Source organism: Mitsuaria sp. MSU3D, from assembly GCF_056867975.1.
The window spans coordinates 4623569-4649535 of the sequence record NZ_CP200314.1; the positions used below are offsets into that span (position 1 = coordinate 4623569).

Genomic DNA, 25967 nt, shown 5'->3' on the forward strand with positions numbered 1-25967 from the left:
GCGACTGAGGTGGCCCCCGAAGCGAAGCCGGTGCTCAAGAGCACCAAGGCGAATCCGAATCCGAACTTCGGCATGAACATGCCGATGATGTGCAGTGCCTTCGATACGTCCATGTGGCTCAGCGCCGCGTGATGGATTGAAGAACGACTGACCCTCGGGTCCGATGCAGAAGGCCTTCCGGCGACGGAAGGCCTTTTTGTTTGAGCCATCGAATCGCACGAACCGCGTGGAATCGCGTGGAGTCGCGACGGGCTCAGCCCTGGACAGCCAGCGCCAGCGCGACGAACTCCGCCACCGGCACTTCCTCGGCGCGGCGCTGCAGGTTGAACTCGCCCTGGAAGCCGCGGGCTTCCAGCCACTTGCCGAGCGAATGCCGCAGCAGCTTGCGGCGCTGCGAGAAGGCCGACGCGACCAGCTCGCTCAGCAGCGCCTCGTCGATCTGGGCCGGCGTCGACAGCGGCACCATGCGCACGATCGCGGAGTCGACCCGCGGTGGCGGATCGAAGGCTTCCGGCGGCACGTCGAACAGCGCCTCGACGTCGTAACGCCACTGCAGCATGACGCTCAGTCGGCCATAGTCCTTGCCGCCCGGGCTGGCGGCCATGCGGTCGACGACTTCCTTCTGCAGCATGAAGGTCTGGTCGACCACATGGTCCACGAAACCCAGCAGGTGGAACAGGATCGGCGAAGAGATGTTGTACGGCAGGTTGCCGACGACCTTCAGCTTGCGGCCGCGCTCGGCGGCCAGCGCGGCGAAGTCGACCTTCAGCACGTCGGACTCGATGACCGTCACGTCGCTACGCTTGCGCATGCGGGCGGCGAGATCGCGGTCGAGCTCGATGACGGTCAACGGCCGGCTGGACGCCGGCAGGCGCTGCAGCAACGGCAGCGTCATCGCGCCCAGGCCCGGGCCGATCTCGACCATGGCCTGGTCCTCGCCGGGCGCGATCGCATCGACGATGCCATCGATGATGGCCTTGTCGGTCAGGAAGTGCTGGCCGAAGCGCTTGCGCGCGACATGTCCCATGAACTCAGTCCCGGCCGCTCAGTCCAGCCACTCGCGCGTCTCGATGAAGGCGCGGGCGCGCATTTCCTTCATCCAGTCGTTGTAGGCGTCGTCGTACTTGCGCTCGCGCAGCGCATTGCGGGCCTGCTCGCGCAGCTGCTTCGTGTCGAGCACCACGTCGCGGCGCTCCATCACCTGGATCAGGTGGATGCCGAAACGCGACGGCACCGGGTCCGAGATGCCCTTGAGCGGCAACGCGTCCATGGCCTGCTCGAACTCGGGCACGAAGCCGCCCGGCGAGACCCAGCCCAGGTCGCCGCCTTCCTGCGCGCTGCCGTCTTCCGAGTTGGCGCGGGCCAGTTGCTCGAAGGTCGCGCGGCCGGACTCGATCGCACGCTTGAACTCGACCAGCCGGCGGGTGGCCTGCTCGGGGCTCAGTTGCTCGGACGGACGCAGCAGGATGTGGCGCGCGCGGGTCTGCACGACCACGTTGATCGAGGCCTTGCCGGTCTGGCGCTCGATCAGCTTCAGCACGTGGAAGCCGGCCTCGGAGCGCAGCGGCTGCGACCGCACTTCGCCGTCCTTCAGGTCCTTGACCGCGTCGACGAAGACGTCGGGCAGCTTGTCCGCGGCGCGAAGGCCGATCTCGCCGCCGCGGTTCTTGTTGGCGTCTTCCGACACCTCGCGGGCGACCTTGGCGAAGTCCTCACCGGCCTGGATGCGCGCCAGCGCCGCGTCGGCACGCGCCTTGCGCTCGGCCACGCCCGCCACGCCCAGGCCGTCCGGCACCGGCACCAGGATCTGCGCGATGTTCAGCTGTGCGCGGCCCTGCAACGCAGCCTGGCGCTCTTCCAGGTACTTGTCGATGTCGCCGTCCGTGATGCGGATGCGACCTTGCACCTCGCGTTCGCGGACACGTTCGCTCAGCATCTGGTCGCGCAGGTTCTCGCGGAAACGCTTGAAGTCGATGCCTTCGGCGGCCAGGCGCTGGCGCAGCTCGGGCAAGGTCAGCTTGTTCTGGGTGGCGACGTTGGCGACGACACGGTCGAGTTCCGGCTCGTCCACGCGCGGGCCGTTCTCGCGGGCGTAGGTCACGACCACGCGTTCATCGACCAGGCTGTCCACCGCCTGCTTGTGCAGCAGCTCGTTGGTGACGGTCTGGCCGCGCTGGCGGGCTTCCTCACGGGCGCGCTCGGTGCGCTGGATCACTTCCGACGCCGCCACGATGTCCGTGTTGACGATCACCGCGATGTAGTCGCCCGGCTTGAGTTGCCGTTGTTCGACCACGGGGCGGTTGACCGCCGGCGCGGACGCCGCCGCGGCAGGCGCGGAAGCCGCGGTCGCAGGGCTTGGAGCGCGCGTCGTCTGCGCCGAGGATGCCGAGCCGGCCAGGGCGGCGATCAGGGACAGGAGGGTGGCCGCCACCGGCTTGAGATGTCGCATCGAACGCAGTTCAGTCATATGTGCCAAAAGCCGAGCGCTCGGAGCTCAGCGAACGGTAACCCGGAATATTGTCTCTCAACACTTTCAGGGCATTGGAACCGAGCGGCGACAGGCCGACCAGCTCCAATTGGAGGATCAGTCGGGTGTTGGTCTCCGCGCGGCCGGTGGCCTGGCGTTCCGCGCCGACGCGCAGGATCCAGCAGCCGGAGTCGTACTCGGCGCCGATGACGGAATCGGTGAAGCGCTTGTCGCGCATGCTGTACTGCAGGCGGCCCGCGCCGTACCAGGCGCCGGCGCAGCCGGGTCCGCCGGCGACCGACTTGCGGTCGGGTCCGAACAGCGGCCATTGCCAGGCCAGCTCGACCTGCTCGCTCTGCCCGCGGGCCAGGCGATAGGACGCGCTGACGGTCCGGAACGGGCCCGGCGAATAACGCAGCCGCAGCACGGTCCGCTCGACCTTGCCGTCGGCGGAGTTCAGCTGCAGCGTGCTGTCGGTCCACCAGGCCTGGTTCAAGTGCGCCGAGGCCAGCAGCACCACGTCGGACAGGCGGTGCGTCTGCGGGCTGCCGTCTGGCGTGATCTGCTGGTTGCGGAACAGGTAGCGCTGGACCATGCCCAGGCGCAGCTGCTCCTCGCCGCGCTCGTCCTCGATCCAGCGCGTGGTCGCGCCGAAGGCCAGCATGTTGGCGTCGTTGACGCGGTCGACGCCGGAGAACTGGTTCTCCGCGAAGACCGAATCGAAGTTGTAGTCCCGCGGCGCCGCGTCGAAGTTGGGCATCGCGCTCTGGTCGCGGTACGGCGTGTTGACGTACAGCAGGCGCGGCTCCAGCGTCTGGCGCATCGCCTGGCCGAACAGCGAGGTATTGCGCTCCAGGATCCAGCCATGGTCGACGCTGAAGGTCGGGATGGTGCGGCCGATCGAGCGCCGGCCGGTCACGTCGATCGCCTGGTCGAGGTTGTAGCTCGCCGCGTTGATCGACATCTTCGGGATCAGCCACCACGCCGCGCCGCTGAAGGGCAGGCTGACGTGGCCGAGCAGGTGCACCCGTTCGCCGGTCTGCGTCTGCGAGCCCAGCGCGCCGCCGGGCAGGTCGAAGCGGTTGTACTCGAGCTCCAGGCCGCCCTCGAGCCGCGCGCGGCGGCCGGTGGGCAGGTAACCAGCCAGCACGGATTCGTCCGCACCGGTCTGCAGCCGCACGCCGATCTGCGGCGAACGCTGGTATGGCGAGGCGAACTGGTCCTCGACCTGCGCGACCTGCAGGGGCTGCCACTTCTGGACCCGCGCGTAGGTCTGCATCTCGCCCCAGTTGAAGCTGAAGTCGCGCTGCGTGCGCAGGTCCGTCGACAGCAGGCGCGGCGTCTGCGACAGCATGCGGCTGCGCAGGTCCTTCCAGTAGTTGTCGTCGGAGACGCGCTCGGTATGGACGTTGTAGGTCCAGTTCGGCATCACGTCGCCGTCGGCGTTCAGGCGCAGGTCCCAGCGCGAGATGCCGGTGACCCGGTCGTGCGGCAGCAGCGCGTAGTCGATCTGGCCGCGGTGGCCCGGCTCCAGGTAGCGGAACTGGGTGTCGACACCGGGACCGCGGCGCGTCATCACGAAGGGCGTGATCGTCGCGTCGCGGTTGGGGGCGATGCTCCAGTAGAAGGGCTGGCTGTACTCGACGCCGCTGCGGTTGTCGATGTTGACGTTGGGCGGCAGCAGGCCGGACTTGGGCTGGTCGCCGAGCGGGAAGCTCAGCGACGGCGCGGCCAGGATGGGCACGCCGAGGAAACGCACCACGGCGTCCTTGGCGACGCCCTCGCCGGCATCGAAGTCCAGGTTCAGGCTGCTGGTGACCAGTTCCCAGTCGCGCTTGCCCTTTCCGCTGGCGGCATCGGCGGCGTCCTTTTCCCCCTTCTCCGACACCGGGCAGGTCGAGTAGGTGGCCTCGTCGGCCCGCATGCGCTGGTCGCCGAGGAAGTGGATCGCACGCGCGCTGCCGCTGCCGCCGGTCGCGGCGAAGAAGTAGGTCGGGCTCTCGAGCTGGCCTTCGAACTTGTCGACGAAGAGTTCCAGTTTCGGTCCGCGCAGCACGGCGCCGTTCTGGCTGAGCTCGACCTCGCCCTCGGCCGTGGCCAGGTCCTGCGGGTAGTCGTAGCGCAGCGTCTTCGACCTCAGCAGCATGCCGCCGTAACGCAGCTGGACGTCGCCCTCGGCGGTGGAGGTCTGGTCCATGTCGCTGGTGATGCGGTCGGCGCTCAGGGCCATCGCGGGACGGGCGTCCTTGCGCTTGGTCTGGTGCAACTGCTTGACCGACTTGAGGATCAGCGGCTGGCCGGCGGACTCCTGCGCTTGCGCGGAAGCCGCGGAGAACGCGGGCAACGCGACCGCCAGGGCGGCGGCCAGCGAGATCGGACGGGGACGGGAAACCGGTGGGCGCATCAGGCGGGCAGCGTCTTGCAGAGGTCAGGCGGCCGCGCGTCGGTCGCGCCGCGCTGCCCGGGGTTTGTAGAATCATTATCCACGAGGCTCGCAAGCCGGCAGGACCGCCGGAGCGCCTTGTCACCGACCCCGGGGCCGCTCGCGCAGCGGCCCTTCTGCTTCTCCCGCCGATGACCCCTTCCGCCCCGCACGCATCGTCCCCGCTCTGGCCCGATGCCGACCGTGCCGCCCGATTCCATCGCTGGCTGGCGCCCCTCGTGGCGACGCACGGGCTGCGCGAGGAGACGCTCGCCGCGGCCAGCAGCGACGCGGGCTTCCGCCGCTACCTGCGCATCGCCACGGCGGACGGCGGCACGCGGATCGTCATGGACGATCCGGCCTCGCCGAATCAGGTGGCGAGTTTCGTCAAGGTCGGCGCCCTGATGGCCGAACGCGGCCTGCATGTGCCGGAGATGCTCGCGCACGATGCCGGGCTCGGCTTCGCGCTGATGGAAGACCTCGGCACCGCGTCCTACCTGGACGCGCTGCTCACCGCGCAGCGCGCCGGCGACTCGGAAACGCCCCGCGTGCTGATGCGCGACGCCACCGCCGCGCTGCTGCGCTGGCAGACCAGCGACGCGGCCCGCGCCGACGGCGCGCTCCCGCTGTTCGACGACGCCTTCGTGCGCCGCGAGCTGCAGATCTTCGTCGACTGGTGCGTCCAGGCCCACCACGGCAAGACCTGGAACGACAAGCAGCGCGGCTACTGGGACCGCACCGTGGCGCTGCTGTCGGCCAACGTGCTGGCGCAGCCGCGCGTGCCGATGCACCGCGACTACATGCCGCGCAACCTGATGGTCTGTCCGGCGGGAACCGCCTCCGACACTGCCAGTGCCGCCGGCACCGCGTCCTTCGCCACGCCCGGCATCCTCGATTTCCAGGACGCGGTGATGGGCCCGGTCACCTACGACATCGCCTCGCTGATGCGCGACGCGTTCATCTCCTGGGAGGAGGCCGAGGAGCTCGACTGGGCGGTGCGCTACTGGGAAGGCGCGAAGCGCGCCGGCCTCTTCGGCCTGGACCCGAACGGCGAGGACCCGCACGAGATGGCGCTGGACTTCGGCCTGTTCTGGCGCCGCCTCGAATGGACCGTGCTGCAGCGGCAGCTGAAGATCATGGGCATCTTCTGCCGGCTCAAGCACCGCGACGGCAAGCCGCATTACGCGGAAGACCTGCCGCGCTTCTACGCCTACGTGGTGAAGACGGCGACGCGCTACATCGAGCTGTCGCCGCTGCTGCGCCTGATCGAAGATCTCCAGCCGCAGTACACGCAGGTCGGTTTCAGCTTGCGCTGAGGCGTCTAAGCAGCGCGGCCGGGCGCCCGCGCTGCCTCAGTCGCCCTCGGCGGGCGTGGCGGCGGCCTTGGCGGCCTGCGCGGCCAGGAACTCCTGCGCCGCCCGATACGACGGGCATCCCGCGGCGGTGAGCCACGGATCCTCGTCCTTCCCGCCGAAGATCTCGACGAGGAAGTCCATGAACGCGCGGGTGCGCGCCGGGACGAACTTGCGGGTCGGCATCGCGGCCCACAGCTGGTAGCTGTAGATGCGCCACTGCGGCAGCACGCGCTCGAGCGCCCCTTCCATCAGCGCGTCGCCGACGACGAAGGACGGCAGCCCCGCCACGCCCAGCCCGTGCAGCGCGCAGGCGTACTTGGTGTCGACCGAGGAGGTCGTCATCACCGGCCGGCTGGGGATCGCGAAGAAGCTCTCGGTGGTGAGGCCGTCCGCGCCGCAGCGCTCGAAGGTCACGCCGCGGGTCAGCTCATGGATCGGCGGCAGCATGACGTCGTGCTGCTTGAGGTCGGACGGATGCTGCGGCTTGCCGCGCCGGCCCAGGTACTCGGGCGACGCGCACAGGATCACCTCGGTGCGCGCCAGCTTGCGGGCGATGAAGTCGCCCTGCAGCGGGCTGCGCGTGGAGATGACGGTGATGTCGAAGCTCTCGTCGAGCGTGTCGACGGGCCCCGGCGCGACCAGCTCGACGCTGACCAGCGGGTACAGCGCATGAAAGCGTGCCATGTGCCGCGCCAGCTGATGGATCGCGATGGCCGGCGGGATCAGGACGCGCAGCGTGCCACGCGGCTCGTTGGTCGCGGCGGAGGCGAGCGCCTCGGCCTCCTCGATGTCGCTGAGGATGCGGCGGCAGCGTTCGAGGTAGCCCTCGCCGACGTCGGTCAGCGACAGCCGCCGCGTCGTGCGGTTCAGCAGCCGCGCCCCGAGGTGCTCTTCGAGGTCCGCCACCAGCCGCGTGACCACGGCGGGCGCCAGGTCCATGGCCCGCGCGGCGCCGGCGAGGCTGCCCTCGTCGATCACGCGGGTGAAGACCCGCATCGCCTTGACCTGATCCATCCCGTCTCCTTCGGGCGGACGCCGCGTCGCCGCGGGCCGCCTCTCTGTGCGTGTCGATCAGCGGACCATGGCGACCCGCGGTCCGCGGGGCCGCCTACAGGGAGTCCGCGGCGGTCAGGGGTGCGCGGCGATCACCTGCGCCACCGCGGCGGTCAGGCGCTTGCCGTAGGGCACGTGCAGGAACTCGTTGGGGCCGTGGGCGTTGCTCTTGGGGCCCAGCACGCCGCAAACCATCATCTGCGCGGCCGGGAAGCCCTTCTGCAGCATGCTCATCAGCGGGATCGTGCCGCCCTGGCCGATGTAGCCGACCGGCTGGCCGAAGTGGGCCTGGCTGGCGTCGTCCAGCACCTGGCTCAGCCACGGCGACAGCTCCGGCGTGTTCCAGCCGGTGGCGCCGTAGGCACCCGCACGGCCGTCCGGCACGAAGCTGACCTTGGCGTTGTACGGCGCGTTGTCCTCGAGCAGCGCCTTGAGCTTCAGCGCCGCCTCGTTGCCGTCGATCAGCGGCGGCAGGCGCAGCGACAGCTTGAACGCCGTGTACGGGCGCAGCACGTTGCCGGCGCTCTTCAGTTCGGGGAAGCCGTCCACGCCGGTCACCGACAGCGTCGGCCGCCAGGTGCGGTTGAGCAACACCTCGACCGGATCGGAGGTCACCGGCAGCACGGGGCCGCCGTCCGCGCCGCAGGCCCAGGGCAGACGCTTGTAGACCTCTTCCTTCAGGATCGCCGCGGTCGCCTGCGCCTGCTCGAAGCGCACGCCGGGGATGTCGCAATGGAAGGATTCGGGCAGCAGCCGGCCGGTCTTGGAATCCTCCAGCCGGTCCAGCACCTGGCGCAGGATGCGGAACGAGGACGGCACCACGCCCGACGCGTCGCCGGAGTGGATGCCTTCGGTCAGCACCTCGACCTTGAGCACGCCGGAGACCATGCCGCGCAGCGAGGTCGTCATCCAGAGGCGGTCGTAGTCGCCGGCGCCGGAGTCCAGGCAGACCACCAGCGACACGTTGCCCAGGCGCGGCCGGAGCAGGTCGATGTAGGCCGGCAGGTCGTAGGAGCCGGATTCCTCGCAGGCCTCGATCAGGCCGACGCAGCGCGGGCGCGGGATGCCCTGCTGGTCCAACGCCAGCAGCGCCGTGATCGAGGCGTAGATCGCGTAGCCGTCGTCGGCGCCGCCGCGGCCGTAGAGCTTGCCGTCCTCGTACTTCGGCGTCCACGGGCCAAGGTCGGCGCGCCAGCCGTTGAACTCCGGCTGCTTGTCCAGGTGGCCGTAGAGGACGACGGTGTCGGTGCTCTCGGCCTTGGTCGACGGCAGCTCGAAAAAGATGACCGGCGTGCGGCCTTCCTGGCGGATGACCTCCAGCTTCAGGCCGGGGATCTTCTTGCTCTCGACCCATTGGGCCGCGTCGCGGACGACGCGCTCGATGTAGCCATTGGCCTGCCAGTCGGCGTCGAACATCGGGCTCTTGGCGGGGATGGCGATGTAGTCGGTCAGCGCGGGGACGATCTCCTGGTCCCAGACCTTCTCGGCGAAGGCGCCCAGGGCGCTGATTTCATCGGTCTGCAGCGGCAACGACGGATCACGTGCGTTCATGCGGGTCTCCTGCGCGGCCGGTGGGCCGCCTTGGCTGGGTCCGGGGTCGCGCGGGGCGGCCGGTCCGGGCGGAAAGTGACGGGATGGGGAATGGGGAATGGGGGCTGGATCGGGCGATTCTAGGAGCGTGAGCCCAGCCAGGCGCGCAGGCGGGCGAAGACCTGTTCGCGCTCAGGCTCGTTGAAGATCTCATGCGCCAGGCCCGGGAAGGGCACGGCCTGCACGGCGCCGCCCGCGGCAGCGGCGGCGGCGAAGGCGGCACTGCCGGCGGGGGCGACGCAACGGTCCGCGCCCGCCCACATCAGCAGCGTCGGCGTGGTCCAGCGCGGCACCAGCGGCAGCGTCTCGGGGCCGAAGCTGGCGATCATCTTCGCCAGCGTCGGGGTGATGCGGTTGTGGACCAGCGGATCGTCCTTGTAGGCCTGGACCACGTCCGCGCTGCGCGAGACCCAGGACGGGTTCAGCCCGTTGCCGACGGCCAGGTGCGGCAGCAGCGGCAGCGTGGCGCCGAGCAGCCCGCGCTGGAAGGCGGACAGGCCCGCGTCCAGCGCCGGGGAACTGAGGACGAGCCCGTCGACCGGCCGCGACCACGGGGCCTGCTCCAAGGCGCCGGCGACGAAGCGGGCGGCGATCGCGCCGCCCATCGAGTGACCGAGCAGGATCAAGGGGCCCCGCCCCTTGCGCTCGTCGGCGCGCAGGCAGTCGATCGTGGCGGCGAGGTCGAGCAGCAGGCTGTCATGCCGGGGAATGTCCCCGCGCGGCCCACCGGAGGCGCCGTGACCGCGCTGGTCGAAGCCGGCGACATGCCAGCCCCAATCGTTCAGGCGCTGGGCGACGGCCTCGTAGCGGCCGATGTGCTCGCCCAGGCCGTGGACGATCAGCACGGTGCCGCGGGTGGGCAGCGACAGGTCGGCGCCCCATTCCCGCCAGTGCAGCGGGAGGCCGTCATGGCCGGTGAGAGTCTTCATGGGGCCGGAGTGTAGGATCGCCTGGCATGTCCCCCGCCGTGGACGACCCCCACGTTTCGAAGACGATGACGCCCGCCCTGCTCGAGTCCTTCCCGCCCTTCAACCCGGAAGTCCGGCTCCAGCCGCCGACGATCGAGCGCTGGCGGCACGGCCCGGGAACCGACGTCGAGTTCGTCCATGTGCTGGACTCCGGCCGGCCGGGACCGACGGCGATGGTCGTCGCGCTGACGCACGGCAACGAGCTGTGCGGCGCGATCGCGCTGGACACGCTGCTGAGCCAGCAGGTCACGCCCTTGCGCGGGCGACTGGTGCTGGCCTTCGCCAACGTCGAGGCCTTCGGGCGATTCGATGCGATGGAGCCGTTCTCGTCGCGCTGCGTCGACGAGGACATGAACCGGGTCTGGGACGACGCCGTGCTGCGCGGTCCGCGCGACTCGGCCGAACTGCGGCGGGCGCGCGAGCTCGCCCCCTTCATCGACGCGGCGGACGTGCTGCTGGATCTGCATTCGATGCAGGAGGCGGGCGCGCCGGCGCTGACGATCTGCGGCATGACAGACAAGAGCGTGCCGCTGGCGCGGGCGCTGGGTCAGCCGGAGACGCTGCTGGTGGACACCGGCCATGCGGCGGGCCTGCGGCTGATCGATCGCGGCGGCTTCGCCGATCCGCGCAGCGCCCGGCAGGCGGTGCTGGTCGAATGCGGCTCGCATTGGGAGCCGGCGAGCGCCGACATGGCCCTCGACGTCACGCTGCGCTTCCTGCGGCACCTGGAGATGGTCGACGCGCCCTGGGCGGACGCTCGACTGCGCTTACCGTCCCCGGAACGGCAACGGCTGGTGCGCGTCGGCGAAGGCGTGACGGCGGTGACGCCGGAGTTCCGGTTCCTGGTGCCGACGCACCACCTGAAGGTGATCCCGAAGGCCGGCACGCCGCTGGCCAAGGACGGCGATCGCCTGTGGGTCACGCCGCACGACGACTGCGTGCTGATCATGCCGTCGCGCCGCGCCGGTCAAAGCGGACAGACGATGGTGCGGCTGGGGCGCTACGAGGCGTGAGCGCCCCGCCGGGGTCGCCCAGGCTCAGTCCCGATCGAACTTGAACACCGCCATGCTGGCCATCAGGTTCGGCAGCACGCGGACCTGGCGCCCCTCCTGCACGCCGAAGCTGTCCAGCACCCGCAGCCCGCACTTGCGCGCCAGGATCTGGAAGTCCGCGTAGGTGCCGACGCGGATGTTGGGCGTGTCGTACCACTGGTACGGCAGCACGCGCGTCACCGGCATGCGGCCCGCGAGGATCTGCAGACGGTTCGGCCAATGCGCGAAGTTGGGGAAGCTCACCACCCCCATCCGGCCGACGCGCGCGGTCTCGCGCAGCATCGCCTCGGTGTTGCGCAGGTTCTGCAGCGTCTCCAGCTGCAACACGACGTCGAAGCTCTGGTCCTCGAAGATCGCCAGGCCCTCTTCCAGGTTGAGCTGGATCACGTTCACGCCGCGCTGCGCGCAGGCGAGCACGTTCGCATCGTCCAGCTCGACGCCGTAGCCGGTGCAGCCCTTCGTGGCCTGCAGATGCGCCAGCAGCTCGCCGGTGCCGCAGCCCAGGTCGAGCACGCGCGAGCCCGTCGGGACCAGCTCCGCGATCATGTCCATCACCGCGCGATCACTCATGATTGGCTCCCCTCGTCCGCGGCGCGCCGCGTCCGGTCCCCCGACGGGACGTGAGCTTGCTTGGGACGGCCCTGCGCTGCGCTCATACCGCCACCCCCTGCAGACGGTGGGAGACCGGCGTGGACGCACCACCGGGCAAGGATTTTTCATGCTCCTTCGCGATGCGGTCGAAGTAGGCGCGCAGCACGCCGTGGTAACGCGGATCCTCGAGCAGGAACGCATCGTGACCGTGCGGCGCGTCGATCTCCGCGTAGGACACGTCGCGCCGGTTGTCGAGCAGCGCCTTGACGATCTCGCGCGAGCGCGCCGGCGAGAAGCGCCAGTCGGTCGTGAAGCTCACCACCAGGTACTTGCACAGCGCCGTGGCGAAGGTGCGGCTCAGGTCGCCGCCGTGCTCGCGCGCCGGGTCGAAATAGTCCAGCGCGCGGGTGATCAGCAGGTAGGTGTTGGCGTCGAAGTACTCGCTGAACTTGTCGCCCTGGTAGCGCAGGTAGCTCTCGATCTGGAACTCGATGTCCGAGGTCGAGTACCCCAGCTCCGCCGAGCGCATCTGGCGCCCGAACTTCTCCTCCATCACGTCGTCGCTCAGGTAGGTGATGTGGCCGATCATCCGCGCCACGCGAAGCCCGCGGCGCGGCACCACGCCGTGCTCGTAGAAGAAGCCGTCGTGGAATTCGGGGTCGGTGATGATCGCCCGCCGGGCGACCTCGTTGAACGCGATGTTCTGCGCCGACAGGTTGGGGGCCGTCGCCACCGCGATGCAGTGGCGCAGGCGCTCCGGATACCGCAGCGACCAGTCCAGCGCCTGCATGCCGCCCAGCGATCCGCCCAGCACCGCCGCCAGCTTCTGGATGCCGAAACGGTCCAGCACGCGCGCCTGCGCGTCGACCCAGTCCTGCACCGTGACGACGGGGAAGTCCTTACCGTAGACGCGGCCAGTCTCCGGGTTCAGATGCATCGGGCCGGTCGAACCGAAACACGAGCCCAGGTTGTTGATGCCGATGACGAAGAAGCGGTCCGTGTCCAGCGGCTTGCCGGGACCGACGAGGTTGTCCCACCAGCCTTCGCTCTTGTCGATGTCGGCGTGCGTGCCGGCCACGTGGTGGCTCGCGTTCAGCGCGTGACACACAAGGACCGCGTTGGACTTGTCCTCGTTCAGCCGGCCGTAGGTCTCGACCATCAACTCATAACCGGCGATGCGCGCGCCGCTGCGCAAGATCAGCGGCTCGTCGAACAACAGCCGCTGCGGTGTGACGTCACCGACAGATCCCATGGAACACCCCAAAAAACAAAACCCGGCGCCGCTGCTTGAAGCGGAACACCGGGTCTCGATCCGTGGATCGGGTGTCCCTCTTTAGCTGCATTTCTAAGGCGCCCGCAAGCCGGACAAATCGGCGCCATCGGCGGAAGTATAGCTACGGCGCGGTGCAGAGGCAGTGCACGATCGCGCGCACCGGCGGCTTCGACCCCGCGGGGCCGGCCTCGGCCTGCTCGGCCAGCCAGGTGATGTCGACCTGCGCCTCGCGCAGCGGTGCCGGCACCGCCGGAATGCCGCCCAGCGCATGCATGACCATGCCGCGCAGCGACGGCGCCGCGGCGTCGCCCATGCTCGTCAGCAGACGATCGAAGGCGCTGCGGTCAGGCTCGACGTAACGCACCGACGGGTCGTCACCGAGCTTGGCGCGCTTCGCGGCGCTGGCGATCGCATCGGACAGCAGGCCGTTTCTGTCGACCAGCCCGCGCTCCAGCGCCTGCGAGCCGGTCCACACGCGGCCCTGGCCGACGGCGTCGATCTGCTGCGAGGACTTCTTGCGCGCCTGCGCCGCCTTGCCGGTGAAGTCGGCGTAGATGTGCTCGATGGACGACTGCACCACCTGCGCCATCCGCGGATCCAGCGGGCGCCGCGGGTCATAGCCGCTGGCCAGCCAGGTCGTCGTGTAGCCGCCGGTGTGGATCGACAGCTTGTCCAGCAGCTTCTCGCCGGTGGGCAGCATGCCGAACACGCCGATCGAGCCGGTGATCGTCGACGCGTCGGCGATCACCTCGTCCGCAGACATCGAGATCCAGTACCCGCCCGACGCCGCCACGCCGCCCATCGACACGACGACGGGCTTGCCGACCGCGCGCGTCAGTTCCAGCTCGCGACGCACCAGTTCCGAGGCGAACGCACTGCCGCCCGGCGAGTTCACGCGCAGCACGACGGCCTTGACCTTGTCGTCCTCGCGCGCCTGCCGGATCAGCCGGGACATCGACTCGCCGCCGATCTTGCCCGGGCCGGCACTGCCGTCGACGATCTCGCCTTCGGCCACGATCACGCCGACCTGCCCCTCGGGCTTGGGCAGCTTGGGCGGCAGTTGCGCGACGTAGGCACCCAGGTTGATCTGGCGCAGGCGCTTCTCGTCCTTGGCGCCGCGCTTCTCGAGCAGCGCCTCGACCTCGTCCTCGGTCTTCAGGCCGTCGACCAGCTTCTCGGCCAGCGTCAGCTTGGCGGGATCGCCGCCGGCCGCCTTCAGCCGTTGCGGCAACTCGTCGATGGCGCGCTGCACCGAGCCCTTCGGCAGCTTGCGCGCGGTCTCGATCGCGGTCTGGTACCGCGCCCAGAGTTCGTCGTACAGATAGCCCTCGGCCTCGAGCGTCGCGGGCGACGGACCGTTGGCGAAGTAGGGTTCGACCGCGTTCTTGTAGGTGCCGACACGCAGCACGTTGGGCGTGATGCCCACGCGGTCCAGCGCGTCCTTGTAGTAGTTGCGATAGCGGCCGTAGCCCTCGATCAGCACGCCGCCCATCGGGTGGATGTAGACCTCGGTGGCCTGCGCGGCCAGGTAGTACGACCGCTGGTCGAAGGCCAGCCCGGCGGCGATCACCGGCTTCTTGCTCGCCTTGAAGCGGGTCAGCGCGGCTTCGATCTCATGCAGCGCGGCCGGCGTGGCGCCGCCGAACTGGTCCAGGTTCAGCGCGACCTGCACGATGTGATCGTCCTTGGCCGCCGCGTCCAGCGCGCGCAGGATGTCGCGCAGCCGCGTCTGGGCGCGCGCCTCGCCCTTGATCTGCGCGATCGCCTGGTCGCGCGGCGAGCCGGAGAACTGCTCCACGACCTCGCCGCGGATGTCCAGCACGAGCGTCGTCTTGTCCTGCAGCGGCTTGCCGCCGTGCACCGCGGCCCAGATCAGGGCGATCAGGATCACCCAGAACAGCAGCGTGAACACCACGCGCCGCGTGCCGTTCAGGAACCACCACACGCCACCGAAAAAGCGCCCGATCGGCGCCAACGCTCGCTTCACACCCATCCAATCCTCCCGGGATCCGTCAAAGGAATGTCAGAACGGCTCGGATGTCGAGCCGGATCGGGCGATTGTGAGCCCGTTTGAACACCCGGGCGGGAAGTCAGTGGCGCGTCAGCCGTTCGCGGGGGGCAGCGTGTCCTGGAAGCTCTGACGCGTCATGAGCTTGTCGAAGTGCTTCGCGAGGTTGGGGTGCGCCGCGCGCCAGTCGATCTGGGCGAAGCGGAAGTCCAGGTAGCCCAGCGCGCAGCCGAGCGCGATGTCGGCCAGCGTGAAGTGGTTGCCGGAGCACCAGTTCTTCTCGCCCAGGCCGTTGGCCATCGCCTGCAGCGAGGCCAGGACCTTGTTCATCTGACGCTTCACCCAGGCCTCGCTGCGCTCGCCCGGCGCGCGGCCGGACCAGGTGTGCTCCAGACGCGCGGCGACGCAGGCGTCGATGAGGCCGTCGGCCAGCGCCTCCCAGGTGCGCACTTCGCAGCGTTCGCGGCCGCGCTCCGGGATCAGGCGGCCGACCGGCGACAGCGTGTCGACGTACTCGACGATGACGCGCGAATCGAACACCGCGCCGGTGATCGAGTCCTGCCCCTCCATGACCAGGCACGGCACCTTGCCGAGCGGATTGATCTTGAGGATGTTGTCGCTGCCCCAGACGTCTTCCAGCTCGAACTGGTAGTCGAGCTTCTTTTCCGCCATGACGACGCGGACCTTGCGGACGTAGGGGCTGGTGAGGGATCCGATGAGCTTCATGGTGTCGCGGGATTCTAACGAGTCGCCTCCGGGGACTGACTCCCGCACGCGACAGTGGCGCAGCCCTCATTTGGGTGTATTGCCGTCCCCTGCGCCGGTGACGCACACTCCCGCCCGCCCCGCCTGGATGCGGGGTCGCGGCCGAGGGGGCCGACGACGGCGCATCAGGCAAGCGGTGCGCCCATGGACACGGACCGGCTCCCCGGGAGACCGGCCACCACAACGACAGAGAGAGGGAATCATGCGAGAGCACGAGGAGGGAGCGGCGACCGGCGGTCTGACCGGATGGCCGCTGTCGGAGTACCGCAAGCGCAAGCTCGAGATCCAGTTCACCGGATCGGGCAGCGAATACTTCCGGATCTGGATCGTCAACCTGCTGTTGACGATCGTCACGGCCAGCCTGTACTGGCCGTTCGCGAAGGCGCGGCGCATCCGCTACTTCTACGCCAACACGCTGGTCGACGGCCATGCGCTGACCTTCCACGGCGATCCGTGGAAGATGTTCCGCGGCCACGTGCTGCTGCTGGTGCTGATGGGCACGTATTCGGCGGCCGGGCATTTCTCGCCGATGGCGGGACTGGTGGCCTTCGTCGTGATGGCCGCGATCTGGCCGGCGCTGTGGCGCGCGGGCATGCAGTTCCGGCTGGGCAACACCGGCTGGCGCGGCCTGCGCTTCGGCTTCACGGGGACGCTCAAGGGCGCCTATGCCCCGGCGCTGCCGGTCTGGATCCTCTCGGGCGTGGTGCTGGTGGCACAGGCGGTCGGCGGCCCGGCCGGGCTGCTGGTCAACGGCAAGCCGCGCTTCGGGATCGTCGAGCAACTGGTGCTGCTGGCCGTGCTCGGCATCACGCTGGTGATGCCATGGATCGTCGCGGCGGCCAAGCGCTACCAGCACAACGGCTACCGCATCGCGGCACAGCAAGGCGAACTGCGCCTGGGCGCCGGCAGCGTGTACTGGCTGTGCCTCAAGGGTGCCGGCATCGGGCTGGCCGTGGTGATCGCAGGCATGCTGGCGGCCATGGCGGTCGTGGGCGCCAGCGCCTTGAGCGGATCGAAGGTGGTGCTCATGATCTCGACCTTCGTGTCGTTCGGGCTGACCTACCTGCTGCTCTTCGCGCTGGTCGGACCCTTCTTCACGGCGCGGTTCCAGAACCTGCTCTGGAACCGCACGACGACCGACGACCTGTCCTTCACCAGCCAGTTGCGCTTCGGCGCGCTGGCCGGGCTCACGTTGAAGAACTGGCTGCTGACGGCGGTGACCCTCGGCCTGTACCGGCCGTTCGCCGCGGTGCACACCGCGCGCATGCGCCTGGAGGCCGTGAGCCTGACGATGGATGGCGATCCCGAGACCTGGGTGGCCGGCCAGGAGAGCGCCTCGCAGGACGCCGCGGGCGAGCTCGCGGGCGACTTCTTCGGCATCGACATGGGCCTGTGATGCCGGGCGCAGCGGGCGGATCGAACGCATCGAACGACGCGACAGGCGTGGAAGGCGTGGAAGGCGCGCAGGCGGCGACGCTCCACGCCGACTGGTTCGACGGCCGCAGCGCCCGTGCGCGGCCGGTCCGGCTGTGGCTGGAGCGCGAGCAACTGGTCGTCCACGACCAGGCGCTGGAGGGCATCGAACGCCGTTACCCGATCCGCGCGGTGCAATGGCCCGAGCGCACGCGGCACGGACAGCGGCAGGCGCAGCTGCCCGACGGCGGCGTGCTGATGGCTAAGGACGCCGCCGACTGGGACGCCTGGGCCGACGACTCCACGCAGGGGCGCGGGCTGGGGGGCGGACTCGCGGTGCGATGGTTCTCCAGCTGGAAGCATTCGATCGTGGCGCTGGTCGTGGTCGTGGCCGTCGGCGGCGCGACCTGGCACTGGGGCGTGCCCGCCGCCGCGGACGTGATCGCGCGTCACCTGCCCGCGTCGATCGAGCAGTCGATCGGCGACGGCTCGATGGAACAGATCGACAGTCTGCTGCTCAAGCCGAGCAAGACGCCGGTACGCGATCAGCAGCAATGGCGCGAGCGCTTCGCCGCGATGGTCGCCAGCCAGCCCGGCGAATCGACGGCGTACGAACTGCACTTCCGCGACGCCGGCCAGACCTTCGGCCCGAATGCGTTCGCGCTGCCGGGCGGGCACATCGTCGTCACCGACGAACTGCTGCGGTTGCTCGGCGACGAGCCCGATGCGGTGCTCGGCGTGCTGGCGCATGAGCTCGGCCATGTGCGCGAGCAGCACGGCCTGCGGCTGACGATGCGCGCGAGTCTGATGGGCGGGTTGCTGGGCTTCGCGGTGGGAGACTTCTCGAGCCTGCTCGCGGGCGCGCCGGCGGTGCTGATGCAGGCGAGCTATTCGCGCGACTTCGAACGCGCGGCCGACGCGCAGGCGAAGCGGCTGCTGATCGACAGCGGCCGGTCGCCACGGGCGATGCTGGTGCTGTTCGAGCGCATCGGCGAGTGGCGATCAAAGCGGTCCGCTCAGGCCCGTGCCGAGCGTGCCTCCGAGCCCCAGGGCCTCGGCCGCGACGTCGGCGAACGGGCCAAGGCGGGCGCGGGCGAACTGCTGCGCATCGCGTTCAACACGCATCCGGCGGACGACGAGCGGATGCGGTTCTTCGAGCGCTGATCGAGGGCCGACCGAGCGCCGGGCGGCGCTTCTACACTCTCCGCTCCACTTTCGCGGAGATCGTGATGACCGCCTCCCCCTCGGCTTCCACCTCGACTTCCCACTCAGCGTCCGACGTCGGCTACGTCCTCTACGGCACGCAGGGCTCCGGCTCCTCGATCGTCGAGATCGGCCTGCGCTGGTGCAGCCAGGCGTACCGCACGGTGCACGCATCCTCATGGGAAAACGCGTCGGAGCAGGACGCGCTGCGCGCGCTCAATCCGCTGATGCAGATCCCGACGCTGCACACGCCCGACGGCGACGTGCTCACAGAAAGCGGCGCCATCCTGATGCACCTCGGCCTGCGATTCCCGGACGCGACACTGCTCGGCAACAGCGATCGCCAACGCGACCAGATCCTGCGCGGCCTCGTCTACATCGCCGCCAACTGCTACAGCTGCATCAGCGTCATCGACTACCCGGAACGCTACTCGACCCGCACCGACAAGGACGACCGCGAGGCCATCATCGCCGGCACGAAAGCGCGACTGCACAAGCACTGGGAGATCTTCGCGGACATGTTCCCCGGCCAGCCGTGGCTCAGCGGCGCTAAACCCGGTGCGCTCGATGCAATGGCAGTGATCGTGTCGAAGTGGTCAGGGTCGAGGAAACACCTGGAGGCGAGTCGGCCCGAATTCTTCGCGCTGCTCCGGCGCATCGAAGCGCTGCCGCACGTGGCCGAGGTCTGCGCAAAGCACTGGCCGCCCAAGACTTCCTGAGGCGCCCTTTCCTTCGTCGGCACGGGCGTTGGCCGCGAGGGCATGGGGCCTTGGCGTCAAGCGCCAAAACCCCACGCCCTCCCGTCCCCCATCACTGTCTCACTGCCGCGGTTTTGCTACCGAGGACTTGGGGGGAGGGAAAGGGTGAGGGACAGGTCTTGTCGTCAGGCGGCGTGGAACTGCGGCAACAGCCGCACGTGGGTGTAGCGCGCAGGACGATCGATGGGATCGAGGGTCGCGTCGATCGGCGCGAAGCCGCAACGGGTCCAGAAGGTCGCGGACGCGGCTTCTTCGCAGTTGACATGCAAGCGGCTGAAATGCCCCTGCGCGCTGGCGAGCACCGCGTTCACGAGACGCTTCGCAAGACCGTGGCCGCGCCAGTCGGGATGCACGTAGAAGCGACGCATGCGGCCGGTGCCAGGACGTCCGGGTGGCGGCTCGACGTTGAGCCCGCCCACCGCGATGACCTGCCCGTTCGTGTCGAGCCAGGCCCACAGCGATTCGCCGGGCTGCTCGTAACGGTTGGCGCCGCTGCGCCATTCGTCCATCAGGCGGCGCAGCATCTGCCGCCCCTCGCTCTCGCTGGCCGCCAGCAACGGCGCCCAGGCAAGGGGATCAATCTGATGCACACGGATCAGGCGCGGTGCGGCGCCATCGGAGGCCAGGGAAAGCATCGAACGAAGCGGTAACCAGTCGTCAACCGAGCGGGAAAGGACGGATTAAGCAGCAGGCGGAATGCCCCTCGCATCAGGGACAACCCGCCCGCCGTCGGTCCTTTCCAACGCCCGGTCGCCGTCAGTTCCGGTCGCTGAACGATCGCGGCCCGATCGCTGATCGGTCGCCGTTCGCGGCCCCTCCCGGCCGATCACGCGGCAGCGGCAAGGGCGTCGTTTCAGCGCGGTGGTTCCGGCTTCTTCGCGCTGTCCGGATGCTCGATCCAGGCCTTGAGTTCCGCGGCCCGCGCGTGCTTGGGCGAGAGCTCGATGAAGGCCCGGTACGCCGCCTGCGCGCCCGCGTCGTCGCCCGCGCGCAGCAAGGCGTCGCCGAGGTTCAGATGCGCCAGCGCGCGGCTGCCGTCCATCTCGATCGCCTTGCGGTACCAGCGCGCCGCCTCGGCCGGCTTGTCGCGCTTGTAGTAGATGAAGCCGAGGTTGTTGGCCGCCAGCGCGAACTTCGGCTGCAGCTTGAGCGCCTCGGTGAACGCGGCTTCGGCTTCGTCGTAGCGGCGCTCCTTGTAGAGCAGCAGGCCGCGGTCGTTGGCGCGCTGCGCCGCGATGCGCGCGCTGGTCGGCGCGGGCGCGGCGCTGGTGGCGATCGCGGTGTCGCTGCCGTCCAGGCCCTTCAACGTGACCTGCACCGAGGTCGCGCTGGCCGCGGGCGATCCAGGCGCGGCACCGGTCGGCGCGGAGGCCTGCGCCACCGGCTGCAGCTGTGCGTTGCGGGCATCGTCGGCCTGCTTGGCAAGCGCGCTCGTTTTGACGTCGAGCTGGTTGCTGTCGCCGCTGAGCGCCTGCTCCTGCGCGGACGCGAGTTCGAAGATGAACTCGCCGCCCTCGCTGCCCGGCAGGCTGCCGAAGGCCGGCGTCTGGTGTGCGATGGCGGACACCGCCGGCGCCACGTAGGCCGCCAGTTCGGTCGCGGTGATGAGGCCGTCGCCGTTGAGGTCGGCCTTGCCCGAGAGCGCCTGCAGCAGCGTCCAGGTGAAGACCGAATGTCCGCCCGGGCCGTCGTCGGCGACCTGCTGGTCGGCACCGCCGGCGGTCATCATCTGGCGGCCCATCCGCCGCGCGTTGTCGCGCACGAAGTTGGCGCTGCCGCCCGGCGCGCCGCCGCGCGTCAGGCCCAGGCCCGAGTAGCAGGCATCGATGACGAAGAACGCGTGCTTGGCGGGCAGCGCCTCGCTGAGCTCCTGCAGCTGCGGCATGGCGATGGCGTCGGTCTGCAGGTCGTCGGTGCCGGCGTCGACCGGGATGATGTAGCCGACGTCGCGTCCGCTCGGCAGCTTGCGCGTGCTGCCGTGGCCGGCGAAGAAGACGAAGACGCGGTCGTCGCGCTTGAGCTTGCCGTCCCCGCCCTTGCGCGCCATGCCGTTGAGCGCGCGCAGGATGTTGGCGCGCGTCGCGTCGCCGTCGGTCAAGGTGGTGACGTTCTCGGGCCGGAAACCGAATTGCGTCTGCAGCGTCTCCTGGATCGCGCGGGCGTCGCGCACCGCGTGCTGCAGTCGCGGCCAGGCCTTGTACTGGTCGATGCCGATCACGAGCGCGACGCTGTCGCGATAGAGGTTCGCGCCCGCAAGGTCCGGCGCCGCCGCGTCCGCGGCGGGCGTGTCGGTCGCGACGATCTTGCCGTCCTTCCAGGCCGCGAACTTGTAGCCCTCGGCCTTGAGCTGGTCGAGCACCAGCGGCAGCGCCTCGACGGTGCGCGCATGGATGTCATGGAACAGCACGATGCCGCGCTGCTGCTTGCCGAGCTCGCCCAGCACCCGCGCGGCGATGGACTTGGGAATCGGGTCGGACCAGTCCAGCGAGTCGACGTTCCACATCATCGAGCGCAGCTTGAGCGCCTCGATCGCGCCGAGCGCCGCGTCGTTGCGCGCGCCGTAGGGAAAGCGGAACAGCGCCTGGCCGTCGCGGCCGGCGGCGTCGAGCAGGGCCTCGGTCGAGCTGGCTTCCTGGCGGACCTTGTCGAGCTCGAACTTCGACATCACGCCGTGGCTGAAGCTGTGGTTGGCGATCGGATGGCCGGCGGCGAGCACGCGCTTGGCGACCTCGCTGCCGGGCCCGGGCTTGACCTTGCCGTTGGCGTCGACGCTGCCCAGGTTGCGGCCCAGCTCGAAGAACACGGCCGGCGCCTGATAGCGCTTGAGGATCTCCAGGATCTCGTCGGTGTAGCGCGGGTGCGGGCCGTCGTCGAAGGTCAGCAGCACCGTCTTGGGCGGCAGCTGGCGGCCGAAGAACTCGCGTTCCTGCTTGCTGGGACCGCGGGTGGCAGCCGCTGCCGGCGATGTCTGCGCCGTCTGGGCGGTCGGTACCGCGGTCGTCGAGGCCGCGCCCTCGTCGGCCCCTTCCGTGATGCTCGGACGTGCCTGCAGGTCCGGCAGGATGGTCGCGTAGTCCTTCAGGATGCGGTCGCGCGCGTACAGGCCCTTGAGCTTGGCGACGTAGTCGGTCCACTTCTCGCGCTTGGGCACGATGCCGCGCTGCGCGAAACGGCCGAAGGTGTCGCGCAGCTCCTGCTCATAGGCGTTCTCGATCTCGGCCAGCACGCTCAGGTCCTCGCCCGCGCGCTTGGCCAGCTTGAGTCCGGCGATGCTTTGCGAGGTCGAGAACTGCTGCGAGAGCTGCGTCAGGAATTCCTTGAACGCGAGCCGGTCGGCGTCGAACCACGACGGCTCCTGCTCGATGCGATCGAGCAGGTCCGAGAGCGCCGCCAGGCCGGCGGGGTCGGTGCTCTTCGAGGCGGTCTCGCCGAGAGCACGCATGCTGTCCTGCATGTCGTGGAAGAGCAGCATGCCGACGGCGCGCACCGCGTCGCGCTCGGCGGGCTTGAGCGCGGACTCGCCGTCCATCAGCACGATCATCTGGCGGTAGCGCGCCAGCACCTCGTCGCTCTGCTTGAGCAGCGTGGCGCTGATCGCCGGATTGGCCGAGGCGGCCTCCACCGGCGCCAGCGGCCGGGGCGCATCGCCGCCGGGCTTGCAGCCGCTCATCAGGGTCATCGTGACGGCGGATGCCGCGGCCATGACGGCCGCTTGGGCGGTCATCCAGACGGCGCCCTTGCGTTGACTTCTCTCTTGCATGCCTTCCCTCGAACCTTCCCTCAATATCCCCGCGCCGGACCTGCCGGACACCGTCCCTCGGCCGGTGGCTGCGCGGAGCGGGGGCCATTGTGACCCGCTCTGTAGAATCCCCGGGTTTGTCCCACCCCCTGAATGGCCGGTTCCGGCCCGCGCGCGCCATGAATCTCTCCGCCCTCACCGCCCTGTCGCCCCTGGATGGTCGCTATGCGTCGCGCATGGCCGCGCTGCGTCCGCTGCTGTCCGAATTCGGCCTGATGCACCGCCGCGTGCAGGTGGAGATCGAGTGGTTCATCGCCCTGTCGGACGCCGGCCTGGCGGAACTGAAGCCGCTGTCGACGGCGTCGCGCGAGTTCCTGCGGGCGCTGGTGGCGAACTTCTCCGAAGCCGACGCGCAGGCGATCAAGGACATCGAGAAGACGACCAACCACGACGTCAAGGCGGTCGAGTACTGGATCAAGCAGCAGTTCGCCGGCAAGGCGGAACTGGAAGGCGCGGGCGAGTTCGTGCACTTCGCCTGCACCAGCGAGGACATCAACAACACCAGCCACGGCCTGATGCTGAAGGCCGCGCGCGACCAGGTCATCCTGCCGGCGCTGGACCGCGTCATCGAGAAGATGACCGCCATGGCCCAGACCCACGCCGCCGCGCCGATGCTGAGCCGCACGCACGGCCAGACCGCCAGCCCGACGACCGTCGGCAAGGAGATCGCGAACGTCGTGGCCCGCCTGCGCCGCGCCCGCACCGTCATCGCCGAGGTGAAGCTGCTGGCCAAGATGAACGGCGCCGTGGGCAACTACAACGCGCACCTGTCGGCCTATCCGGAGAAGGACTGGGAGGCGTTCAGCCAGTCGGTGATCGAAAAGCAGCTGGGCCTGACCTTCAACCCGTACACGATCCAGATCGAGCCGCACGACTACATGGCCGAGCTGTTCGACGCCGTGACGCGCGCCAACACCATCCTGGTGGACTGGTCGCGCGACGTGTGGGGCTACGTGTCGCTGGGCTACTTCAAGCAGAAGACCAAGGCCGGCGAGATCGGCTCGTCGACGATGCCGCACAAGGTCAACCCGATCGACTTCGAGAACGCCGAAGGCAACTTCGGCCTGGCCAGCGCGGTGCTGACGCACCTGAGCCAGAAGCTGCCGATCTCCCGCTGGCAGCGCGACCTGACGGACTCGACGGTGCTGCGCAACATGGGCGTGGCGCTGGGCTATGCGCTGCTGGGCTACGACTCGCTGACCAAGGGCCTCGACAAGCTGGAACTCAACCAGGCCGCGCTGGACGCAGACCTGGACAGCTCGTGGGAAGTGCTGGCCGAACCGATCCAGACGGTGATGCGCCGCTACGCGCTGCCCAACCCGTACGAGCGCCTGAAGGAACTGACGCGCGGCAAGGCGATCACGCGTGAATCGATCCAGGCTTTCATCCAAGGCCTGGAACTGCCCGAGGCCGAGAAGCAGCGCCTGCTGGCGATGACGCCGGGGAACTACACCGGCACGGCGGAAGCGCTGGCGAAGCGGATCTGATCGATCCGACCGATCGACCCGGTCGATCGGCGTTCGATCCGCGTTGAGCGATCGACAGGATTGCAAGAATGGGGCAGTGCAAACAGGCACTGCCCCTTTTTGCTATCAGGCCTCCCGATCGGCCGTCGGCGGCTGACGCCAGCGACGTCCGACGAGCACCACGCAGCCGATGACCCAGCTCGCGGCGATGACCTCGAGCACCACGGCCACCACGGGTTCAGTCGCGACGCCCGCCATCGCGAGGAAGGCCTCCGCGCCGATCGCCGCGACCACGACCCCCAGCGCGGCGACACCTGCCCGCGAGATCCGGGGGCGCGTGCCGCCGACGGCTGCCGCCAGGAACACCAGCGTCACCCGGAAGACGACGACGCCCCACAGGAACGCCGCCAGGATCGCCAGGAAGATCCCGGCGTACGACCAGGCCGCACAGCATCCCGGCAGCGCGAGCACGAGCCGGGCGCCCGCGCCCGCGGCGACCACGCGCGCCACGGCGCGGGGCAGGCACCCCGGCCGCAGCCGGACGGGGGCGTCCGTGTTCACCGCGTGATGTTGCATGCCTTGGAGTACTCCGCGGCCAGGCCGCCGCCGATGGCCCAGCCACCCAGCACGGTGATGAAGCTGCCGCCGATGCCGCCCACGGTGGAGCCGATGCTGCTCCACGCGAGGATGGTGTTGGCGCAGGCCGTGCCGTCAGCCGTGGCGCGCCCTTCGGGCGTGCCGGCCCACGAATCGCCGCCGTGCACGGTGTCGATCTCCGCGTCGGTCAGCTCGCGGAACTCCAGGTCGCGCGATTCACAAGAGGATTTCAGTGCGTTCATGTCGATGTTCTCGAAAGAAAGTCGGATCCACGAAGTCGGATTCGATGAATCACACCGTCGGGTGACGGCGCGGATGCATTCCATCGAGAACGGAGAGCGGCGCCCATGACCCGCCTGTGCGTCGACGACATCGGGCGCGGACCGCGAGCACAACACGCGCGTGTCCGATGGCAATGAAAAAAGGGCAGTGCATTTCTGCACTGCCCTTGCACCTGCCGGGGAATCGGGGGTCGGGTGTCGCTCGGAGCAGCCCCGTCAGGCGCCGGTGCCGGGGGGAATCGGCACCGGTCAACCGTGACCGGTCGTCTTAGAACTGATAGGCCAGGCCCATGCTCAGACGATCGTCCTTCTTGTCGAAGCCGTTGGCTTGCGGCATGTTGTTGAAGCGGGTGGCTTCGGCGCGCAGCGAGACGTTCTTGGTCAGCGCGTAGTCGACGCCGACACCCAGCTTCAGGCCGGTCTTGTCCTTGTCGCCCAGGCCGTTGCTGAAGTCGCGCTCGGCATACGCCACGCCGACCTTGCCGTAGACGCCGAAGCCCTTGCCCAGCGGGGCGCGGGCGATGCCGTCCAGCGAGTACACCTTGTTCTTCGCCGTCACGCCGCCGAAGTCGACCTTGCCCAGGTCGGTGTAGCCCACTTCAGCCGCGAAGTTCTCGTTGAACTTGTAGCCGCCGAAGATGCTGTAGCTGTCCGACGAACGCTTCTGCGCGTTGCCGTCCACACGTTGCGACGCCTTGCCGACGTCGCCGCCGATGTAGTACGGAGTCACCGGATCGGCGTGCGCGACGCCCACGCCCAAGGTCAGCGCGACTGCCGCGGCAGCCAGCAGACCGGCCTTCTTGCCGTTGATCGAGGTGCGGGTGTTGTTGTTGCTGTTCATTTGGAACTCCTTCAGAGCTGTTGACCGATCTGTCGTCCGGGGTTGCCTTGGACATCCGCCAGGCT

General features: G+C 69.3%; 22 protein-coding genes and 1 riboswitch. Of the genes, 7 read left to right on the top strand and 15 right to left on the bottom strand.

What is annotated here, in order from left to right:
• Window positions 1–9: 9 nt before the first annotated feature.
• Window positions 10–132, top strand: a complete 123-nt coding sequence (locus AC1VNM_RS20305) for a hypothetical protein (protein ID WP_377159398.1) — start codon at window positions 10–12, stop codon at window positions 130–132.
• Window positions 133–253: 121 nt separating this feature from the next.
• Here the strand turns inward: AC1VNM_RS20305 and rsmA are convergent, their stop codons facing one another.
• From rsmA to AC1VNM_RS20320, 3 genes are read right to left on the bottom strand one after another with little or no spacing between them, the layout of a single operon-like run.
• Window positions 254–1027 carry a 16S rRNA (adenine(1518)-N(6)/adenine(1519)-N(6))-dimethyltransferase RsmA gene (gene rsmA / locus AC1VNM_RS20310; RefSeq protein WP_483108091.1) on the bottom strand — a complete coding sequence of 258 codons (774 nt, stop codon included), beginning with the start codon at window positions 1025–1027 and terminating at the stop codon, window positions 254–256.
• A gap of 18 nt (window positions 1028–1045) precedes the next feature.
• The gene (locus tag AC1VNM_RS20315) at window positions 1046–2449 is read right to left on the bottom strand and encodes a peptidylprolyl isomerase (protein ID WP_483108092.1); all 1404 of its coding nucleotides are present in this window, start codon (window positions 2447–2449) and stop codon (window positions 1046–1048) included.
• A 10-nt stretch (window positions 2450–2459) separates the two neighbouring features.
• Complete coding sequence (locus AC1VNM_RS20320; RefSeq protein WP_483108093.1) at window positions 2460–4871, bottom strand: LPS-assembly protein LptD; 2412 nt, start codon at window positions 4869–4871, stop codon at window positions 2460–2462.
• 170 nt (window positions 4872–5041) lie between these two features.
• On the opposite strand from AC1VNM_RS20320, the gene AC1VNM_RS20325 reads away from it, so the two are divergent.
• Window positions 5042–6205 (top strand): aminoglycoside phosphotransferase family protein, encoded by a 1164-nt coding sequence (locus tag AC1VNM_RS20325; RefSeq protein WP_483108094.1) that lies wholly within the window; start codon window positions 5042–5044, stop codon window positions 6203–6205.
• Window positions 6206–6241: 36 nt separating this feature from the next.
• Here AC1VNM_RS20325 and AC1VNM_RS20330 read toward each other — a convergent pair whose 3' ends face one another.
• The 3 genes from AC1VNM_RS20330 to AC1VNM_RS20340 all read right to left on the bottom strand — a co-directional run bounded on the left by AC1VNM_RS20330 (window position 6242) and on the right by AC1VNM_RS20340 (window position 9816).
• A complete protein-coding gene (locus tag AC1VNM_RS20330; protein WP_377159391.1) occupies window positions 6242–7258 on the bottom strand; it encodes a LysR family transcriptional regulator in 1017 nt (338 codons plus the stop codon).
• Window positions 7259–7372: 114 nt separating this feature from the next.
• The gene (locus AC1VNM_RS20335) at window positions 7373–8848 is read right to left on the bottom strand and encodes a M20 family metallopeptidase (RefSeq protein ID WP_377159389.1); all 1476 of its coding nucleotides are present in this window, start codon (window positions 8846–8848) and stop codon (window positions 7373–7375) included.
• Window positions 8849–8967: 119 nt separating this feature from the next.
• Window positions 8968–9816 carry a lysophospholipase gene (locus tag AC1VNM_RS20340; protein WP_483108095.1) on the bottom strand — a complete coding sequence of 283 codons (849 nt, stop codon included), beginning with the start codon at window positions 9814–9816 and terminating at the stop codon, window positions 8968–8970.
• Between the two features lie 26 nt (window positions 9817–9842).
• Here AC1VNM_RS20340 and AC1VNM_RS20345 point away from each other — a divergent pair, with 26 nt between their 5' ends.
• Window positions 9843–10868, top strand: coding sequence for a M14 family metallopeptidase (locus tag AC1VNM_RS20345; RefSeq protein ID WP_483108096.1), 1026 nt, complete (start codon window positions 9843–9845; stop codon window positions 10866–10868).
• 24 nt (window positions 10869–10892) lie between these two features.
• Here the strand turns inward: AC1VNM_RS20345 and metW are convergent, their stop codons facing one another.
• From metW to AC1VNM_RS20365, 4 genes are all read right to left on the bottom strand, one after another.
• Complete coding sequence (gene metW / locus AC1VNM_RS20350) at window positions 10893–11477, bottom strand: methionine biosynthesis protein MetW (RefSeq protein WP_377159383.1); 585 nt, start codon at window positions 11475–11477, stop codon at window positions 10893–10895.
• A gap of 82 nt (window positions 11478–11559) precedes the next feature.
• Window positions 11560–12750, bottom strand: coding sequence for a homoserine O-succinyltransferase MetX (metX, locus tag AC1VNM_RS20355; protein WP_483108097.1), 1191 nt, complete (start codon window positions 12748–12750; stop codon window positions 11560–11562).
• Between the two features lie 76 nt (window positions 12751–12826).
• Window positions 12827–12876: riboswitch (SAM riboswitch) on the bottom strand.
• Between the two features lie 16 nt (window positions 12877–12892).
• Window positions 12893–14764 carry a signal peptide peptidase SppA gene (gene sppA / locus AC1VNM_RS20360; RefSeq protein WP_483108098.1) on the bottom strand — a complete coding sequence of 624 codons (1872 nt, stop codon included), beginning with the start codon at window positions 14762–14764 and terminating at the stop codon, window positions 12893–12895.
• Between the two features lie 108 nt (window positions 14765–14872).
• Entirely contained in the window at window positions 14873–15505 is a 633-nt protein-coding gene (locus tag AC1VNM_RS20365; RefSeq protein WP_483108099.1) for a glutathione S-transferase family protein, read from the bottom strand.
• Between the two features lie 241 nt (window positions 15506–15746).
• Here AC1VNM_RS20365 and AC1VNM_RS20370 point away from each other — a divergent pair, with 241 nt between their 5' ends.
• The 3 genes from AC1VNM_RS20370 (at window position 15747) to AC1VNM_RS20380 (ending at window position 18879) form a co-directional block, all read left to right on the top strand.
• Window positions 15747–16940 carry a YjgN family protein gene (locus AC1VNM_RS20370; RefSeq protein WP_377159377.1) on the top strand — a complete coding sequence of 398 codons (1194 nt, stop codon included), beginning with the start codon at window positions 15747–15749 and terminating at the stop codon, window positions 16938–16940.
• A gap of 47 nt (window positions 16941–16987) precedes the next feature.
• Complete coding sequence (locus tag AC1VNM_RS20375) at window positions 16988–18121, top strand: M48 family metallopeptidase (RefSeq protein ID WP_483108100.1); 1134 nt, start codon at window positions 16988–16990, stop codon at window positions 18119–18121.
• Window positions 18122–18186: 65 nt separating this feature from the next.
• Complete coding sequence (locus AC1VNM_RS20380) at window positions 18187–18879, top strand: glutathione S-transferase family protein (protein WP_483108101.1); 693 nt, start codon at window positions 18187–18189, stop codon at window positions 18877–18879.
• A 164-nt stretch (window positions 18880–19043) separates the two neighbouring features.
• Here the strand turns inward: AC1VNM_RS20380 and AC1VNM_RS20385 are convergent, their stop codons facing one another.
• Window positions 19044–19553: a GNAT family N-acetyltransferase gene (locus AC1VNM_RS20385; RefSeq protein ID WP_483108102.1), complete on the bottom strand. Its 510-nt coding sequence runs from the start codon at window positions 19551–19553 to the stop codon at window positions 19044–19046.
• A gap of 218 nt (window positions 19554–19771) precedes the next feature.
• Window positions 19772–22678, bottom strand: a complete 2907-nt coding sequence (locus tag AC1VNM_RS20390; RefSeq protein ID WP_483108103.1) for a polysaccharide deacetylase family protein — start codon at window positions 22676–22678, stop codon at window positions 19772–19774.
• Between the two features lie 158 nt (window positions 22679–22836).
• On the opposite strand from AC1VNM_RS20390, the gene purB reads away from it, so the two are divergent.
• Entirely contained in the window at window positions 22837–24204 is a 1368-nt protein-coding gene (purB, locus tag AC1VNM_RS20395; protein ID WP_377159367.1) for an adenylosuccinate lyase, read from the top strand.
• A gap of 105 nt (window positions 24205–24309) precedes the next feature.
• On the opposite strand, the gene AC1VNM_RS20400 is transcribed toward purB, so the two are convergent.
• The 3 genes from AC1VNM_RS20400 to AC1VNM_RS20410 all read right to left on the bottom strand — a co-directional run bounded on the left by AC1VNM_RS20400 (window position 24310) and on the right by AC1VNM_RS20410 (window position 25902).
• Window positions 24310–24759: a hypothetical protein gene (locus AC1VNM_RS20400; protein ID WP_483108104.1), complete on the bottom strand. Its 450-nt coding sequence runs from the start codon at window positions 24757–24759 to the stop codon at window positions 24310–24312.
• Complete coding sequence (locus AC1VNM_RS20405) at window positions 24741–25022, bottom strand: hypothetical protein (RefSeq protein ID WP_483108105.1); 282 nt, start codon at window positions 25020–25022, stop codon at window positions 24741–24743. The genes AC1VNM_RS20400 and AC1VNM_RS20405 overlap by 19 nt, the downstream gene beginning before the upstream one ends.
• Before the next feature lie 307 nt (window positions 25023–25329).
• Window positions 25330–25902: an outer membrane beta-barrel protein gene (locus tag AC1VNM_RS20410; RefSeq protein WP_483108106.1), complete on the bottom strand. Its 573-nt coding sequence runs from the start codon at window positions 25900–25902 to the stop codon at window positions 25330–25332.
• Window positions 25903–25967: the final 65 nt, after the last annotated feature.

What these genes read in the sequence shown, in the direction of transcription:
- rsmA (WP_483108091.1), bottom strand. Translation starts at nt 1,027, where the DNA reads ATGGGACATGTCGCGCGCAAGCGCTTCGGCCAGCACTTCCTGACCGAC.
- AC1VNM_RS20315 (WP_483108092.1), bottom strand. Translation starts at nt 2,449, where the DNA reads ATGCGACATCTCAAGCCGGTGGCGGCCACCCTCCTGTCCCTGATCGCC.
- AC1VNM_RS20320 (WP_483108093.1), bottom strand. Translation starts at nt 4,871, where the DNA reads ATGCGCCCACCGGTTTCCCGTCCCCGTCCGATCTCGCTGGCCGCCGCC.
- AC1VNM_RS20325 (WP_483108094.1), top strand. Translation starts at nt 5,042, where the DNA reads ATGACCCCTTCCGCCCCGCACGCATCGTCCCCGCTCTGGCCCGATGCC.
- AC1VNM_RS20330 (WP_377159391.1), bottom strand. Translation starts at nt 7,258, where the DNA reads ATGGATCAGGTCAAGGCGATGCGGGTCTTCACCCGCGTGATCGACGAG.
- AC1VNM_RS20335 (WP_377159389.1), bottom strand. Translation starts at nt 8,848, where the DNA reads ATGAACGCACGTGATCCGTCGTTGCCGCTGCAGACCGATGAAATCAGC.
- AC1VNM_RS20340 (WP_483108095.1), bottom strand. Translation starts at nt 9,816, where the DNA reads ATGAAGACTCTCACCGGCCATGACGGCCTCCCGCTGCACTGGCGGGAA.
- AC1VNM_RS20345 (WP_483108096.1), top strand. Translation starts at nt 9,843, where the DNA reads ATGTCCCCCGCCGTGGACGACCCCCACGTTTCGAAGACGATGACGCCC.
- metW (WP_377159383.1), bottom strand. Translation starts at nt 11,477, where the DNA reads ATGAGTGATCGCGCGGTGATGGACATGATCGCGGAGCTGGTCCCGACG.
- metX (WP_483108097.1), bottom strand. Translation starts at nt 12,750, where the DNA reads ATGGGATCTGTCGGTGACGTCACACCGCAGCGGCTGTTGTTCGACGAG.
- sppA (WP_483108098.1), bottom strand. Translation starts at nt 14,764, where the DNA reads ATGGGTGTGAAGCGAGCGTTGGCGCCGATCGGGCGCTTTTTCGGTGGC.
- AC1VNM_RS20365 (WP_483108099.1), bottom strand. Translation starts at nt 15,505, where the DNA reads ATGAAGCTCATCGGATCCCTCACCAGCCCCTACGTCCGCAAGGTCCGC.
- AC1VNM_RS20370 (WP_377159377.1), top strand. Translation starts at nt 15,747, where the DNA reads ATGCGAGAGCACGAGGAGGGAGCGGCGACCGGCGGTCTGACCGGATGG.
- AC1VNM_RS20380 (WP_483108101.1), top strand. Translation starts at nt 18,187, where the DNA reads ATGACCGCCTCCCCCTCGGCTTCCACCTCGACTTCCCACTCAGCGTCC.
- AC1VNM_RS20385 (WP_483108102.1), bottom strand. Translation starts at nt 19,553, where the DNA reads ATGCTTTCCCTGGCCTCCGATGGCGCCGCACCGCGCCTGATCCGTGTG.
- AC1VNM_RS20390 (WP_483108103.1), bottom strand. Translation starts at nt 22,678, where the DNA reads ATGCAAGAGAGAAGTCAACGCAAGGGCGCCGTCTGGATGACCGCCCAA.
- purB (WP_377159367.1), top strand. Translation starts at nt 22,837, where the DNA reads ATGAATCTCTCCGCCCTCACCGCCCTGTCGCCCCTGGATGGTCGCTAT.
- AC1VNM_RS20400 (WP_483108104.1), bottom strand. Translation starts at nt 24,759, where the DNA reads ATGCAACATCACGCGGTGAACACGGACGCCCCCGTCCGGCTGCGGCCG.
- AC1VNM_RS20405 (WP_483108105.1), bottom strand. Translation starts at nt 25,022, where the DNA reads ATGAACGCACTGAAATCCTCTTGTGAATCGCGCGACCTGGAGTTCCGC.
- AC1VNM_RS20410 (WP_483108106.1), bottom strand. Translation starts at nt 25,902, where the DNA reads ATGAACAGCAACAACAACACCCGCACCTCGATCAACGGCAAGAAGGCC.